15 protein-coding genes are annotated in these 13958 nt (G+C 67.0%); 9 read left to right on the top strand and 6 right to left on the bottom strand.

What is annotated here, in order from left to right:
• Positions 1–146 precede the first annotated feature (146 nt).
• Positions 147–2510, top strand: coding sequence for a sensor histidine kinase (locus QSK05_RS19090; RefSeq protein WP_285598602.1), 2364 nt, complete (start codon positions 147–149; stop codon positions 2508–2510).
• 151 nt (positions 2511–2661) lie between these two features.
• A complete protein-coding gene (locus tag QSK05_RS19085) occupies positions 2662–3207 on the top strand; it encodes a GrpB family protein (RefSeq protein WP_285598601.1) in 546 nt (181 codons plus the stop codon).
• Here the strand turns inward: QSK05_RS19085 and QSK05_RS19080 are convergent.
• From QSK05_RS19080 to rpmB, 5 genes are all read right to left on the bottom strand, one after another.
• Entirely contained in the window at positions 3158–3946 is a 789-nt protein-coding gene (locus tag QSK05_RS19080; protein ID WP_285598600.1) for an HAD family hydrolase, read from the bottom strand. The two genes, QSK05_RS19085 and QSK05_RS19080, sit on opposite strands and share 50 nt — an antisense overlap.
• Before the next feature lie 159 nt (positions 3947–4105).
• Positions 4106–4777 (bottom strand): alpha-ketoglutarate-dependent dioxygenase AlkB family protein, encoded by a 672-nt coding sequence (locus QSK05_RS19075; RefSeq protein ID WP_285598599.1) that lies wholly within the window; start codon positions 4775–4777, stop codon positions 4106–4108.
• Positions 4774–5268, bottom strand: coding sequence for a hypothetical protein (locus tag QSK05_RS19070; protein WP_285598598.1), 495 nt, complete (start codon positions 5266–5268; stop codon positions 4774–4776). Before QSK05_RS19070 ends, QSK05_RS19075 begins: the two co-directional genes overlap by 4 nt.
• Positions 5269–5418: 150 nt before the next feature.
• Complete coding sequence (rpsN, locus tag QSK05_RS19065) at positions 5419–5724, bottom strand: 30S ribosomal protein S14 (RefSeq protein WP_285598597.1); 306 nt, start codon at positions 5722–5724, stop codon at positions 5419–5421.
• A complete protein-coding gene (rpmB, locus tag QSK05_RS19060; RefSeq protein WP_285598596.1) occupies positions 5724–5960 on the bottom strand; it encodes a 50S ribosomal protein L28 in 237 nt (78 codons plus the stop codon). Before rpmB ends, rpsN begins: the two co-directional genes overlap by 1 nt.
• Before the next feature lie 82 nt (positions 5961–6042).
• Between rpmB and QSK05_RS19055 the strand changes: the two genes are divergently transcribed.
• The 4 genes from QSK05_RS19055 to QSK05_RS19040 all read left to right on the top strand — a co-directional run bounded on the left by QSK05_RS19055 (position 6043) and on the right by QSK05_RS19040 (position 9825).
• Positions 6043–7137, top strand: coding sequence for a GTP-binding protein (locus tag QSK05_RS19055; protein WP_285598595.1), 1095 nt, complete (start codon positions 6043–6045; stop codon positions 7135–7137).
• 20 nt (positions 7138–7157) lie between these two features.
• Positions 7158–7280, top strand: a complete 123-nt coding sequence (gene ykgO / locus QSK05_RS19050) for a type B 50S ribosomal protein L36 (protein WP_285598594.1) — start codon at positions 7158–7160, stop codon at positions 7278–7280.
• A gap of 1 nt (position 7281) precedes the next feature.
• The gene (locus QSK05_RS19045) at positions 7282–7527 is read left to right on the top strand and encodes a type B 50S ribosomal protein L31 (protein ID WP_285598593.1); all 246 of its coding nucleotides are present in this window, start codon (positions 7282–7284) and stop codon (positions 7525–7527) included.
• Between the two features lie 126 nt (positions 7528–7653).
• The gene (locus QSK05_RS19040; protein WP_285598592.1) at positions 7654–9825 is read left to right on the top strand and encodes an HNH endonuclease signature motif containing protein; all 2172 of its coding nucleotides are present in this window, start codon (positions 7654–7656) and stop codon (positions 9823–9825) included.
• A gap of 224 nt (positions 9826–10049) precedes the next feature.
• Here QSK05_RS19040 and QSK05_RS19035 read toward each other — a convergent pair whose 3' ends face one another.
• Positions 10050–10799, bottom strand: coding sequence for an SDR family NAD(P)-dependent oxidoreductase (locus QSK05_RS19035; RefSeq protein WP_285598591.1), 750 nt, complete (start codon positions 10797–10799; stop codon positions 10050–10052).
• Positions 10800–10909: 110 nt separating this feature from the next.
• Here QSK05_RS19035 and QSK05_RS19030 point away from each other — a divergent pair, with 110 nt between their 5' ends.
• From QSK05_RS19030 to QSK05_RS19020, 3 genes are all read left to right on the top strand, one after another.
• Positions 10910–11536, top strand: a complete 627-nt coding sequence (locus QSK05_RS19030; RefSeq protein WP_285598590.1) for a TetR/AcrR family transcriptional regulator — start codon at positions 10910–10912, stop codon at positions 11534–11536.
• Between the two features lie 185 nt (positions 11537–11721).
• Positions 11722–13011, top strand: a complete 1290-nt coding sequence (locus QSK05_RS19025; protein ID WP_285598589.1) for an ABC transporter substrate-binding protein — start codon at positions 11722–11724, stop codon at positions 13009–13011.
• Positions 13008–13907: a carbohydrate ABC transporter permease gene (locus QSK05_RS19020; protein ID WP_285598588.1), complete on the top strand. Its 900-nt coding sequence runs from the start codon at positions 13008–13010 to the stop codon at positions 13905–13907. The genes QSK05_RS19025 and QSK05_RS19020 overlap by 4 nt, the downstream gene beginning before the upstream one ends.
• The last annotated feature ends 51 nt before the right edge of the window (positions 13908–13958 follow it).

Raw genomic sequence — 13958 nt, 5'->3', positions numbered from 1 at the left:
GTGGTTCTTGTGGCTTCTCGCGGTCGAGCATAGGGCGGGGGCGCGGGATCGCACGGGCATCACTCGTCCGGCGGTCTCGCGGTTCCGGACCCGCTCAAGGGCCTCCCGGGATCCGCCGACGGGAAACAATGGTCGCGGCCCGTCCGGTGTTCGAGAACAGCCCGGTCTACGACCCGCAGCGAATTCGCGCGGTCGAGGCCACCGGGCTGCTGCATCGCCCTCCCGTCGCGGGTCTGGAACGTCTCACCCGCCTGGCGGCACGCCTGCTCGATACCCCCGTCATCCTGGTCTCCCTGGTCACGGGTGAGCGTCAGGTGTTCGTCAGTCAGCTCGGCCTGTCCCAGCCCTGGGCGGACGCGGGCGAGACGCCGCTCACGCACTCGTTCTGCCAGCACGTGGTGGACACCGACGCTCCGCTGGTCGTGACCGATGCCCGGGAGGACGATGTCCTGGCCGGCAACGGGGCGGTGGCCGACATCGGGGTGGTCAGCTATGCGGGCATGCCGATCCGGCTGGATTCGGGTACCTACGGCTCGTTCTGCGCGATCGACGGCCACCCCCGCGAGTGGACGCAGCAGGAACTGGACATCCTCGAGGACCTCGCCGCGGCGGTGGCCTCGGAGATCGCCCTGGAACAGGCGGCCCGGGAGGCTCGGGAGGCCTCGGCCACGTTCGGGGCCATCCTCACCGCGACCAACGACGCCTACCTGTCGGTGGACGCCGACGGCGTCGTCCTGGAGTGGAACCCAGGTGCGGAAAGACTCTTCGGGTTCGAGCGGGAGATCGCCGTAGGAAGCCGGCTGGCCGGGCTGATCGTGCCGTCGGGGTCTCAGGACGCCTACGCGGACGCTCTCTTCCCGGGGTACGACGACGGGAAGGGCAGTCCCACGCTGCGGGAACGGACCGAACTGCCCGCCATCGACCGGCACGGGCGCACGTTTCCCGTGGAGGTCTCCGCCCAGGTGACCCGCACCGGCCTCCGCCCGGTCTGCCACGCGTTCGTCCATGACATCAGCGCCCGCCGGGCGGGCGAGGAGGAGATGCGCCGTCAGGCCGAGCTGATCGACGCCGCTCCGGCGGCGATCGTCGTGCGCGACCAGGACGGCACCATCCGGTCCTGGAACCGTGGCGCCGAGGAGATGTACGGTTGGCCGGCCCAGGCGGTGATCGGCCGGAACATCCACCGACTGTTGAACACCGGCTTTCCCAAGGGACTTCCGGAGATCGAGACGGAGCTGATGGCTACCGGCCGCTGGCAGGGCGAGCTCCGGCACCGGCGTGCGGACGGCGCCGTCGTGGTCGCGCTCAGCCAGCACGTGGTGCGCTCCACCGCCGACGGCACCGGCCACGAGGTGATCGAGACCAACACCGACATCACCGAGCGCCGCCAGGCCGAGGAACGACTCGGCGCGAGCGAACGGCAGTTCCGGGTGCAGTTCCACCAGGCCACGATCGGGCAGACGATCATCGGGCTGGACGGCCGGTTCATCCGGGTGAACGACGCCTTCGCACGGATGCTCGGTTACGGCGCCGACGAGATGATCGGCATGGTCAACTCCTCCTTCACCCACCCCGACGACCGGTCCCGTGCGGCCCGGCAGCTGGCCGGGCTCTACTCCGGCGACTACGACTCGTACGAGCACACGAAGAAGCTGGTGCACCGCGACGGGCACGCGGTGGATGCCCAGGTCGGGGTGCGGCTCGTGCGGCAGGCGGACGGACAGCCCCTGCACCTCATCGGGTTCGTGCAGGACATCAGCGACCAGCTCGTGATCCAGCGCGAACGGGACGAGGCCCTGGCCACCCTGGCCCGGCGCAATCACCAGCTGGTGGAAACGAATTCCGAGCTGGAAGACGCCAACCAGCTCAAGCTCGACCTGATGGGCATGCTCTCGCACGACATCGGCACACCGCTGAGCACGATCCTCGGTTACGGGGAGATCCTGGGAGACGCCGCCCCGTCGGCGGACGTGCCCGGGACTGCGGCGAAGATCGTCAGGGCGGCCCAGCGCATCGACCAGTTGCGCCTCAACGTCCTGGCCATGTGCAGCCGGGACACCAGCAAGTTGCAGGCCCACCGCGAGGTCGTGTCGTTGCGCGGGGCCTTGCAGGAGGTGGTCGAGTCCGCCGACCAGACGGTGGCGGTGTCCTGCCCCGAGCACGTGCAGGTGCTGGTGAATCCCCAGCACCTGCAGCAGATCATCACCAATTTCCTGACCAACGCCGTGAAGTACGGCGGTGGGGCGACGGCGGTCGCCGTCACCACGGAGGCCGGCTTCGCCACCATCGGTGTGCACGACGACGGACCCGGCGTACCGGCGGACGTGCGGGAGCACCTGTTCGAACGCTTCACCCGCGCGGCCGACGCCGGGGCGGGCGGCACGGCCGGGCACGGCCTGGGACTGCACATCGTGGCGAGCCTGGCCGAGGCGAACGGTGGGGCCGTCGGGCAGCACGACAACCAGCCCACCGGGAGCGTGTTCACCCTGCGGTTGGAGATGGCCCGCTGAAGCCCTGGGTGCCCATCACCGCCGATCTCTCCCAAATCCCCCCAAGAGACACCAATCCTCTCGTCGCCAAACAGCCCATACTCCCGCGATTCGACACCGCTATCCCCACCCTGGCCATCCACGGGGAAGGTCTTCGCGGCATACTGTTCATGTGACGTTTGAGCTCATCGGTGGCCCGGAGAAGCGCGACATCGTCCTCGTCGGATACAGCGACTCCTGGCCCTCGATGTTCGAGCATGAGCGTGACAAGATCGCGGCCGCTCTGGGTGGAAGAGCCTCGCGCATCGACCATGTCGGCTCCACCTCGATTCCCGGCCTGACCGCCAAGCCGATCATCGACATCGATCTGAGCGTGGTCGACGCCGACGACGAGAACGACTACCTGCCCGCTCTGGAGTCCGCCGGCTATCAGCTGCGGGTACGGGAGCCGGACCATCGCATGGTCCGGACTCCCGAGCTCACCGTCCACGTTCACGTCTGCTCGGCCGGTAGCGAGTGGGAACGCCGACACCTCCTCTTCCGTGACTGGCTACGCCAGGACCAGTCCGACCGCGACGCCTACGCCCACCTCAAACGGCAGCTGGCCCTTCGCGACTGGCCGGACGCGAACGCGTATGCCAGGGCCAAGGGCACCCTGATCGCCGCCATCACCGACCGGGCCGAGTCATGGGCGGCAGCCACCGGCTGGGCGGTCTGAGGAGCATCAGGTCCGGCAGTTCGCCCAGCCCCCGGATCACCGGCACGCCCGGCCCGGCTCCCGGCCCGGGCTCTTCCCCCTCACCCGCCCGATCCAGCCAAACTCCGGTCAGCCCCGCATCGCGTGCGGCGGCCGCGTCCAGGTCGAGCCGATCCCCCACGCAGAGCACCCGTTCCGCCGGCAGATCCAGCCTGTGACAGGCCAGGGCGAAGATGGCCGGATCCGGTTTGGACACGCCCACCTCGCCCGACACCAGCACCACGTCGGTCAGGGTGTCCCAGCCGATCGCCGCGAGCTTGCGTCGTTGCTGGTCGCCCTGTCCGTTCGTGACGACGCCCAGTTTCAGCCCCCGGGCCACCAACCGGTCGACGACCTCGGCGACATCGTCGTAGGCTCGCCATCCCGCTTCGTAGGCCTGCAGGTAACCGGCGAACCAGGCATCGGTCTGCTCGTCCGTCCAGCTTCCGAGCCCACGGTGCCGGGCCAGCGCGGCGACCCGCACCCGGCGCTGCTCCGTGAAGGTGAGCTCCCCGGCCAGGAAACGGCCGAAGACCGAAGCCTCCAGTTCACGCCAGACCTGCAGTAACTCCGGCAGTGCCGGATCGTCCGGCCCCAGCCCGCACGTCTGCGCCAGGGCAGCGCTCGCGGCGCTCTCATGGTCGAGCAGTGTGCCGTCCAGGTCGAACAGAACCGCCTCGATCGTCGGTACACCGTGTTCTTCGATCCAGGACTCCTCCATCCAGGGACTCTCCGTCCAGAGCTCCTTCTTCCGAGGTATCCCTTCCGGAACCCTCATGCGGAGCCTCGTCCAAGGCCCCATCCCGGTGGACTGCGGGCGATGAACGCCGGCCCGTCGCCAGCTGGGCCGCATGCCTGCCGTCACCGACGCGCGGGCTTCTCAGCCCGGCAGCCCGGTGACCCGCATCGTGATGTTGATACGCCCACCATCCAGACCGCACCCGTCCGGAGCCGTGCCCGGATAAACCTTCGGAATGCCGTGATGGGCCAGCCTCGACGGGCCTCCGAACACGAACAGGTCTCCCGAGGCCAGATCGATGTCCTCGTAGGGCCGCCCCCGGTTCTCGGTGTTACCGAACCGGAAACGGCACGTGTCCCCGATGGACAAGGACACCACCGGATCCAGAACCGCCTCGTCCCGGTCCTGGTGCATGCCCATCCGGGCCTGCTGGTCGTAATAGTTCACGAGCGCAGTGTCGGGCGTGTACGCCTCTCCGGCCGGCGAATCACCCGTTGCCTCGGCGATTGCCCGTCGCCCGAGACGGACCATCCAGTCGGGAAAATCGAGCACCCGGTTGCCGTTCACATCGACGGCCTCCCGGGTGTACTGGTACGGACGCCAGTGCCAGCCCAGGCAGACGGTTTTCACACTCATCTCGTGCCCGTTGACAACTGCGCCCCGGAGAGGCACCGGACCGTCGGCCCATTCGCGGAACCGGGCCACGATCCAGGCCTGCTGCTCGAGCGTGAGCCACCCCGGCACCCAGTAGGCGCCGGGCGCCAGCTCGCGCCGTGGACGCTCGAACAACTCGTCACCGAACAGCGTGCTCATTCAGGCCTCTCCTGACGTTCTCCCCCGGCCGGATCTTTCCCCACCCGATCTTCCCCCACCGATCGTTCCCCGACCGACCGCTTCCCGACCGATTGCGTCTCGTCCGGTTGTGTCTCGTCCGACAGCTTCCCGACCGGCCGCCCCTCCACGACCGGTTCCCCCAACTGCTCCTCCCACACGCGTCCCCCTTGCGCTCGATCCCCCGCCGACCGCGCCTCACGCCAGGCCTGGTACTTCACGGGCAGACAAGCGCCACAGGGCCGGTACCCAGCAGCGATAGCGACGGTCTCGGACGCGAAGAACACCCGGTACTTCAGGTAGCCGCCCGTCTGTCCCACCCGGCACTGACCGATCGCCCTCAATGCCGACGGACAGTCCAGACGGCCGTAGACCTTCAACCGCCGATGACCGCCGAGCAGCCCCGGAACATCCGAAGAGTAGAGCCGACCATCGGCACCGAGCAGCGTATAGACCCGCCTGTCCCCGCCCACGGTTCCCCTCCCCTGCCGACCACCTGCCCCGTCACCAGGTAAACGCTCCGGCACCCCCCGATTGTGAGGTCGTCCCCCCCACCCATTTCCGCCGAGCGCACCAGGAGGGCAGCACCGTGCCGAACGACGGCACGGCCCGCCCTCCCCTGTTCACCAGCTCGACTTCGTCACTCCCGGCAGTTCGCCACGGTGGGCCATCTCCCGGAAACGCACCCGGGAGAGCCCGAACCGCCCCAGATACCCGCGCGGACGCCCGTCCACCAGGTCGCGGTTGCGCAGCCGGGTCGGGGACGCATGACGGGGCAGCCGGTGCAGGGCCGCCATCGCCCCGGCCCGCTCGGCCTCGGACACCTGCGGATCCACGCTCAGCCGCTTGAGCTCGAGACGACGTTCGGCATACCGGGCGACAACCTCACGACGCTGCTCATCACGGGCGATCTTGCTCTTCTTCGCCATCAGAGCCTCACCCCGCGCGCCCGGATCGCCCGCACCACGGCATCGATGCCGCGCTGGTCGATGGTCTTGATGCCCCGTGCGCTGACGGTCAGCGTCACGCTCCGGCCCAGGGACGGCACCCAGTACCGCTTGGACTGAATGTTGAGGTCGAAGCGCCGCTTGTTACGCCGGTGGGAGTGGGAGATGGCGTGACCGAAGCCGGGAACGGCACCGGTGACCATGCAAACGCGGGACAAGCCTGCCTCCAGAAGGGCCGGGAATGAAACGGCGCCAGGTTAGCTTATTGAAAACGATTCTCAATACATCTAAGGTGACCGCATGCCCGACGTCCCCGTCCTGACCGTCACCTCGATCGATCCCGTCCTGCGCGACAGCGCCATCGCCACCCTGCTTCTCGACCTTCCGGAAGCGGTGGCCGTCCACCACGACATCACCCCGGACGGCTATCTGCACCGGGTGGTGCACGACTGGTCCGGCGTCCGGGACAGGCACACACAACCGATGGACCACGGCTGTCTGTCGTGTGCACTGCGCGAAGATCTTCTGCCGGTGCTCCGTGGGCTGCTCGGGTCCCCGCAGCCACCCACCCAGATCATCGTCGGCCTACCGGTCAGCACCGAGCCCCATCCTCTGATCCACGCCGTCCAGCCCTGGCCGGGCGCCGGCCTGCTGCCCGGTGCGAGGGCTGCGGCCGTGATCGCGGCCGTCTCTCCTGTCGGCCTTTTCGACGATCTCTTCGGTGACGACCTACTCGCCGAACGCGGTCTGGAACTCCACACGGACGATCGCAGATCGGTGGGCGAGGCTCTCGCCGCCCAACTGGAATACGCGGACGTCGTCCTGTTCGATGCTCCTGCCGGACGTCGGGAACGCGATCTGATCGACCATCTGACCAGTCCTGATCTACCGAGAAGCGCTATCACGGAGATTGATACGAGGTCTCTGGTCAGCGTCCACCGCTCTCCGGACGACCCCCGAGGCGACCCGACCCACCTTCCAGCCCTCCGCTCGACCGACACCCAGGAGATCTGGTCACTGGACCTGCACTCCCATAAGCCCTTCCACCCGGACCGCCTGCACGCCGAATTACCAGGTCTGGGTGATGGGCCGATGAGAGCGAGGGGAACCTTCTGGCTGCCGGGGCGACCTTCGGTCGTCGGGATCTGGGACGGTGCCGGCGGCCAGCTCAGCATCGGCACAGCCGGCACCTGGTCGGGTGAGGTTCGGACCACCCGGTTGCGCGTCACCGGCATCGGGCCGCAAAGGGATTCGGTCTTCAGGGCCTTCCACCGGGCCCTCCTGACCGACCAGGAGATGGAGCGCGGACTAGGTCGCTGGCTCGGGACGGACGACGGTTTTGGCCCCTGGCTCGGGGATCACGACGAGATGGACATCGACGACCTCAGCGCCTGAAAGACCCCTAAGGAGAGTTCATGAAGGTACGCGCCTCACTGAAGTCGCTCAAGGAGAAGCCCGGTTCGATCGTCGTACGCCGACGCGGACAGGTCTTCGTCATCAACAAGAAGAACCCACGATGGAAAGGACGGCAGGGCTGACGTGAAACCTGGCATCCACCCTGAGTATCGCCCGGTCGTGTTTCGCGACCGTAGCTCCGGCACCGCATTCCTCACCCGCTCGACCGTCGCCTCCCGGGGCACGATCCAGTGGGAGGACGGCCACGAGTACCCGGTCGTCGACGTGGAGATCTCCAGTGCCAGCCATCCGTTCTGGACCGGACGCGCCCGCACCGCCGACACCGAGGGCCGCATCGCCCGCTTCGAACGACGCTACAAGAAACAGTGATGCGCCACTGATCAGGGGATTTCGGCAGAGGACGCCGGCTCCGGGGAAGATTGTCGGTAGGGGCATCTAGTATCGGTTCTAGGCGGTGGGGACCGCGACGATTCGGGCGAGACGGGGGTTTCACTCATGAGCATGCTCGGCGAAGGGCTCATGTCCACAGAGGCTTTCGTCTCGCCCGACGCCCTGGCCCGGGTTCTGGATGCCGACAGGTCATCGAACGGCGCACTCCTACAGGGCATCGTCGACAGCGAGCTCCTGCTGCGGCAGCTGAAGGCCTGGCAGCTCGGCTGCGTGAGAGAACTGGTCGAGCACACCCAGCCGGTGCAGCGCAGTCCGCGGTCCACCCGGAACAGCAAGAGGCCCACAATTGAAGACGACGCGCTCACCGATGCGTTCGGTCCCAGCACGGCTTCACAGATCGGGTCCGGTTCACTCGTATCGGCGCAGCTCGCTCCCGAGCTGACGCTTTCGCGCAACAGTGCCTGGGGTCTGGCCCGTACCTCGGTCGAATTGCCCCGCGACCTTCCGATGATCGCCGCCCTGTTCGAAGCCGGTCGCCTGGACTGGGACAGGGCCAGGTTGATCAACGACCGTCTGCACCGCCCACCGCACAAGCCCGAATGGTTCGGGCCCGGTTGCCCGCAGTGGATGCTGTTCCAGGTGGCACTGGCCGAGCAGGCGCCCTCCACCCCCTACCACGCGCTGCAAGTTCTCATCGACCAGCTCCTGCTCGGCCTTGCTCCCGACGGTGCCAATGAACGGCATGCTCAGGCACGCCAGGCTCGAGGTGTCTGGACAGAGCTGCTGCCCGACGGAATGACCGCCGTGCACGCCATTCTGGCCGCCGACGACGGTCAGCTCCTCGACGGTGTGCTCGACGCCATGGCCGATGCCTGCCGCGACCGGCTCCTGGCCGAGGGGCGAACCGATCCGCGCACACATGATCAGCGCCGGGCCGACGCTCTGGCCGCCATCGTCCAGGCCCTGGCCGAAGGCCTCGATATTCCTCTCGCCCACGACACCCGCCGGGAGCAGACAGACGACGAGACGGACCGGCGTGCGGACGACGGCGAACCGGAACCGGCGGACGTCAGTAGGAACCACGCTGCGACCGGAGCCGGCGCACATGAGCCCTCCGAGCCCTCCGAGCCGTCCGAGCCGTCCGAGCCGTCCGAGCCGTCCGAGCCGTCCGAGGATGCTGCCCGGAATGCCCGCCGAGGGGATCCCGACCGTCTTGCCGCTGCGGTCACCAGGTCCACGGGATCTTCTGATGGGCCTGTGGAACCAGCCGTTTGCCCTGGCTGCAGTCATCGAGCCCGCGAAGATCTCACCGACGCCGCTGCCCAGGCACGATCCGAGTCCTACGCCGGATTCGGACTCTCCGCTCTCCCCCAGGGCCGGATCCCGGCCTGGTGGGAGCTACCCAGCCTTCCGAGGAAAAAGGGCCATGGCCCTCACCTGGTCATCACGATCACAGACGCCACGCTTCTCGGACTCGACAACGTCCCGGGCCTGTTGCAGGGCTACGGGGCTGTGCCCGCCGGGTTGGCCCGCCGGATCGCCGCCTCCGCAAGGGACATCACCTTGCTTCCAGTTCCAGGCACGGCGACGGGAAGCGATGGGAAACCTGACTCATCAGCGGACCCCGGGCCCGGGTGCAGTTACGGCCGGGACCATTCCACGCCGCAGGCCCATCGCTACCATCCGGGAAGGGTTCTCACCGATCAGATCAATGCCCGCTATCAGACCTGCACGTTCCCCGGCTGCAGCGTGCCCTCAAACCGTTGCGACCTGGACCATCTCGTTCCATTCAATGAAGGAGGCGTCACCTGTCCCTGTAATCTGCACCCAGCTTGCAGAACTCACCACAATCTCAAGACCAGCGCCGGCTGGAGCACCCGCTTCAGCCGGTCCAACGAACGCCTTCCGGCCGGGACTGTTCTCTGGGTCACCCCCGAGGGCAGAGTTCACGCGTCTCCTCCGCCGGTACTTCCTGGCAGTCCGGGATGGACCTTGCCCCTGTCCGCGACGTTGTCCGAGAGGGAGTTCCCCATCAGGCCGGCAACATCCATCCCGAACGACACTTGGTCTGCAGCCCAGCGCACCGCTGACCGCCTCAGACGCTGGCAACGCGACATCGAACAAGTCAACGACGAGATCGCACGGGCACGAAGAAGACGCGATGGCCACAGCGAGAAATCTTCTTCCCCAGATAGTTCTGCGCCCCTCCGTGGCAAGCGCAGACCGTGGGGGACGGCCAGCGGCCATCTTCCCGACTACCCCGAACCGCCGTTCTGAGAGCTTCCGGGCCTTGCCGCCTCGATGACGGACTCCCGGTTCCGAAGTCCCACGACGCACAGCCAGATCGAAGGCCCGGCAAGGCCCCGTGCCTACCTGATGATTCCCCGTTCACCAGCCCGACGGACGGTACCGGCCACGCGACCGGTGGCGCACTACCGGACCACCACCGAGCCGCCCCGACAACCGTGACATCACGGTCCGGTGAGCCCTCACCGCACCACTCAGGCAGCAGGCCCCAGCAACAGGCCACCGTCGATCACCACGTCCGAACCGGTCATGAACGCCGCCCGTGAGGAGGTCAGATGAAGCAACAGATCGCTCACCTCCTCCGGCCGACCCAGCCGCGGCACGGCGAACGGCTCGGGCGAGAAGACATCGACGAGTGCCGGGTGTCCGTCAGCCGGCGACTCGTGCACGAGAGGTGTGGAGATGACGCCCGGGTGAATCGCCAGCACCCGGATCCCATCCTTCGCGAGCTCCAGGGCCGCAGAGCGCGTCAGTCCCCGAACCGCCCATTTACTGGCCACATACGAAGCGAAGTGGGCCGTCCCGCCGTAGGCCATCGACGACCCGACATTGATGATCACCCCGCCACCGGCGCGCCGCATGGAGGCTGTCACCGCCCGGATGCCCAGATACTGCCCGGTGACGTTGACCGCGAACGTCCGCTCCCAGAGGCCGGGTTCGGTGTCCTCGAGCAGCACGGCCGGATTCTGCACGCCCGCGTTGTTGATCAGCACCGAGACCGGACCGAACCGTTCCTGCGCGGCGTGCACCGCCGCTCTCCAGTCGTCCTCGTCCGTGACATCGAGCCGGACGAAGAGCGACCTCTCCCCCAGCTCCCCGACCATCGCCTCACCCACCGCCGCATTGAGACCCGCGACGACCACGGCGTCCCCTTGTGCATGAAAGGCCCGTACATGACTGGACCCCATACCCCCGGTGCCGCCGGTGATCAGAACAGTCCTCATGAGCATCCTTCGATCAAATAGCGAGCCGAGCGACTCGCCTCACAACGTAGACAGAGACCCATAGTGAGTCAAGTAGCTCACCATCCGGGCAGGGCGGCATGATGGACGACGTGTCTCCGGAGATCTCCACGTACCACCAGGCCATGGCCGCCCAGAAGCGCGCCGCGATCATCGGTGCGGCAACCGGCCTCTTCCTCCGGTCGGGCTACGCCGGCACCTCCCTGGCCAAGGTCGCCATCGCTGCCGACGTCTCCAAGGCGACACTGTTCAAGCAGTTCCCGACCAAGGCCGCGCTGTTCGACGCGATCGTCACGGACTACTGGCGACCGCAGCACGAGGGCGACCACGATCAGCCCTCCACCGGTGACCTCACGGCCGGCCTGGAGACTGTCGGGCGACGCTACGTCGCCCTCCTCACCCGCCCGGGTATGGCCGATCTGTTCCGTATCGTCATCGCCGAGGCCCCCCGCTTCCCCGAACTGGGCCAGACCCACTTCCGCCTGGGCAAGATGCCGTTCTTCGACTCGGTGCGCAGCTACCTCGAGGCCGAGAGGGATTCCGGGAACGTGGAACTCTCCGACGCCTCACTCGCCGCAACGCAGTTCCTGGGCATGATCGCCGACTTCGTTCTCTGGCCGCGCATGCTGCTGCTCGACTACAGCCCTTCGGACGAGGCGATGGACGAGGCCGTGGTCGAGGCCGCCAGAACCATGAGGGCCCGCTACGCCACCACCTGAACGACCGTTCGTCGCCAGACGAGAGGTATCTGTCGCTTTGACGTGAGGTTTACCGCTAACTTCCGTTACCGGTAAACCTGCACGAACACGCAGGCCAGGCATCGGAGTGGATGCGGCTGGCGCGCCCACTCCTCCTCAAGGAGGTAGCGCCCGTGGGACAACGACGGATCGTCGTCGGGAGTGCAATGGCACTCGCGGCAACCCTGCTGGTGACCGCCTGCAGCGGCGGGAGCGACGCCGCCGGCAGCAGCGACATCGACACCGCCCCGAAGGGTGAGGGGCAGACCCTCACGGTGTGGACGTACGAGGACAAGACCAGTGCGATGGGCATCGCCTGGGAAGAAGCGATGAAGAAGTTCACCGAGGAGACCGGGGCCAAGGTCGACTTCCAGCTCAAGAGCTTCGAGCAGATCAACCAGTCCGCCAGCCAGGTGCTGAACTCGGACTCCGCGCCCGACGTGATGGAGTACAACAAGGGCAACGCCACATCGGGCCTGCTCTCGAGCCAGGGCCTGCTGACCGACATCGGGCCCGCGGTGGAGGCGTACGGCTGGGCCGACAAGCTCTCCTCGTCCCTGCAGACCACGGCGCGGTACAGCGATACCGGCGTGATGGGCTCGGGTAACTGGTACGGCATCCCGAACTACGGCGAGTACGTCCAGGTGTACTACAACAAGGATCTTTTCAAGAAGTACGACCTCGAGGTGCCGACCACCCTCGACGAGTTCACCCAGGTGCTCCAGACGTTCAAGGACCAGGGCATCACCCCGCTCGCCGAGTCCGCCCAGGAGTACCCGCTCGGTCAGTTGCTGTACCAGCTCGCCCTGATGAACGCGGACCGGAAGTGGGTCACCGACTACCAGACCTACACAGCTCCCGCCGACTTCCACGACGCGAACTGGACCGCCGCCGCGAACACCCTGAAGGAATGGGTCGACAAGGGCTACATCTCGAAGAACTCCACCGGGCAGAAGGCCCAGGACGCCGGGGACGCGTTCATCGCCGGCACCAACCCGATCTTCTTCTCCGGTAGCTGGTGGTACGGAAACTTCACCACCTCCAACAAGTTCGACTGGGGCACCTTCCTCTTCCCCGGCGCCAAGCTCTCCCCCGGCTCGTCCGGCAACCTGTGGGTGGTGCCGGAGAACTCGGACGCCAAGGACCTGGCCTACAAGTTCATGGACATCACCATGTCGCCGGAGATCCAGAACCTCCTGGGCAACAGCGGCGGTATCCCGGTGGCCGCCGAACCTGACGCGATCACCGATGAGAAGTCCAAGGACCTGATCACCAACTTCACCACCCTGAACGACCAGGACGGCCTGGCCTTCTACCCGGACTGGCCCGCCCCGACCTTCTACGCCGACCTCAACTCCAGCCTGCAGGAGCTGGTGAACGGCTCCAAGCCGGTCGACGCCGTGCTGGACCAGCTCCAGACCGACTACGACAAGGGTGTCAAGGAGATCGACGGGTGAGGTCGGAAAGCCGTAAAGGCTACTGGCTCTACCTGATCCCGGGAGCGATCCTGCTCACGGTCATCATCATCGTGCCGCTGGCCTGGAACGTGTACCTGAGTTTCACCCGCTACCGCGGGATCAAGCCGCCCATCTGGATCGGCCTGGACAACTGGAAAGAACTGTTCCAGGACGCCGACTTCTGGGCGTCGTTCCAGCACAGCATCGTGATGGTCGTGGCCATGGTGATCCTGCCGACCGCGTTCGGGCTGTTCCTCGCCTCGCTGCTGTTCGACCTGGTGGGGCGCCGGTTCAACGGCAAGATCATGGGTCTGCTGCGGGCGGTCTACTACCTCCCGCAGATCCTCCCGATCGCGATCGCGGCGATCGTGGTCGGGTGGATCCTGCGCCCCGAGGACGGTGCCCTGAACGACCTGCTGAAAGCGGTCGGCCTGGGTGGGTTCCAGCACAACTGGCTGGGAAGTCCCGACACGGCGCTGCTCTCGATCGCAGCGGTCCTGGTCTGGATCCAGATCGGTTACCCCGTCGTGGTCTTCATGTCGGCGTTGCAGAGAATCGACCCTCAGCTCTACGAGGCCGCGGAACTCGACGGCGCCAACTGGTTCCAGCGGTTCCGCGCCATCACCCTGGCCGGCATCCGCCCGGAGATCTTCGTCGTGGTGCTCACCTGCACGGTGGCCGCCCTCAAGGTCTTCGGCCCGGTCTACGCGCTGACGAGAGGCGGCCCGGGCAGCTCGACGATCGTGCCGAGCTACTACTCCTACACCGAGTTCTTCACCGCCCAGCGGGTCGGCTACGGCGCCACGATCGCGACGGCGCTCACCGTGGTGGTGCTCGCCGTCGCCATCTTCTTCGTCCGCGCCCAGTTCCGGCTGGCCGATCAGGAGGAACAATGACGGTCGGCCAGTCCGAGAACGAACAGCAACGAATGGTGGACGAGGAAAACC

Origin of the sequence: Kineosporia sp. NBRC 101731 (genome assembly GCF_030269305.1) — a bacterium.
Classification (GTDB): domain Bacteria; phylum Actinomycetota; class Actinomycetes; order Actinomycetales; family Kineosporiaceae; genus Kineosporia.
The sequence above is the reverse complement of the archived record's forward strand: the minus strand, read 5'-3'. Positions and strand labels throughout refer to the sequence as shown.

What these genes read in the sequence shown, in the direction of transcription:
- QSK05_RS19080 (WP_285598600.1), bottom strand. Translation starts at nt 3,946, where the DNA reads ATGGAGGAGTCCTGGATCGAAGAACACGGTGTACCGACGATCGAGGCG.
- QSK05_RS19075 (WP_285598599.1), bottom strand. Translation starts at nt 4,777, where the DNA reads ATGAGCACGCTGTTCGGTGACGAGTTGTTCGAGCGTCCACGGCGCGAG.
- rpsN (WP_285598597.1), bottom strand. Translation starts at nt 5,724, where the DNA reads ATGGCGAAGAAGAGCAAGATCGCCCGTGATGAGCAGCGTCGTGAGGTT.
- QSK05_RS19055 (WP_285598595.1), top strand. Translation starts at nt 6,043, where the DNA reads ATGCCCGACGTCCCCGTCCTGACCGTCACCTCGATCGATCCCGTCCTG.
- ykgO (WP_285598594.1), top strand. Translation starts at nt 7,158, where the DNA reads ATGAAGGTACGCGCCTCACTGAAGTCGCTCAAGGAGAAGCCCGGTTCG.
- QSK05_RS19040 (WP_285598592.1), top strand. Translation starts at nt 7,654, where the DNA reads ATGAGCATGCTCGGCGAAGGGCTCATGTCCACAGAGGCTTTCGTCTCG.
- QSK05_RS19035 (WP_285598591.1), bottom strand. Translation starts at nt 10,799, where the DNA reads ATGAGGACTGTTCTGATCACCGGCGGCACCGGGGGTATGGGGTCCAGT.
- QSK05_RS19025 (WP_285598589.1), top strand. Translation starts at nt 11,722, where the DNA reads ATGGCACTCGCGGCAACCCTGCTGGTGACCGCCTGCAGCGGCGGGAGC.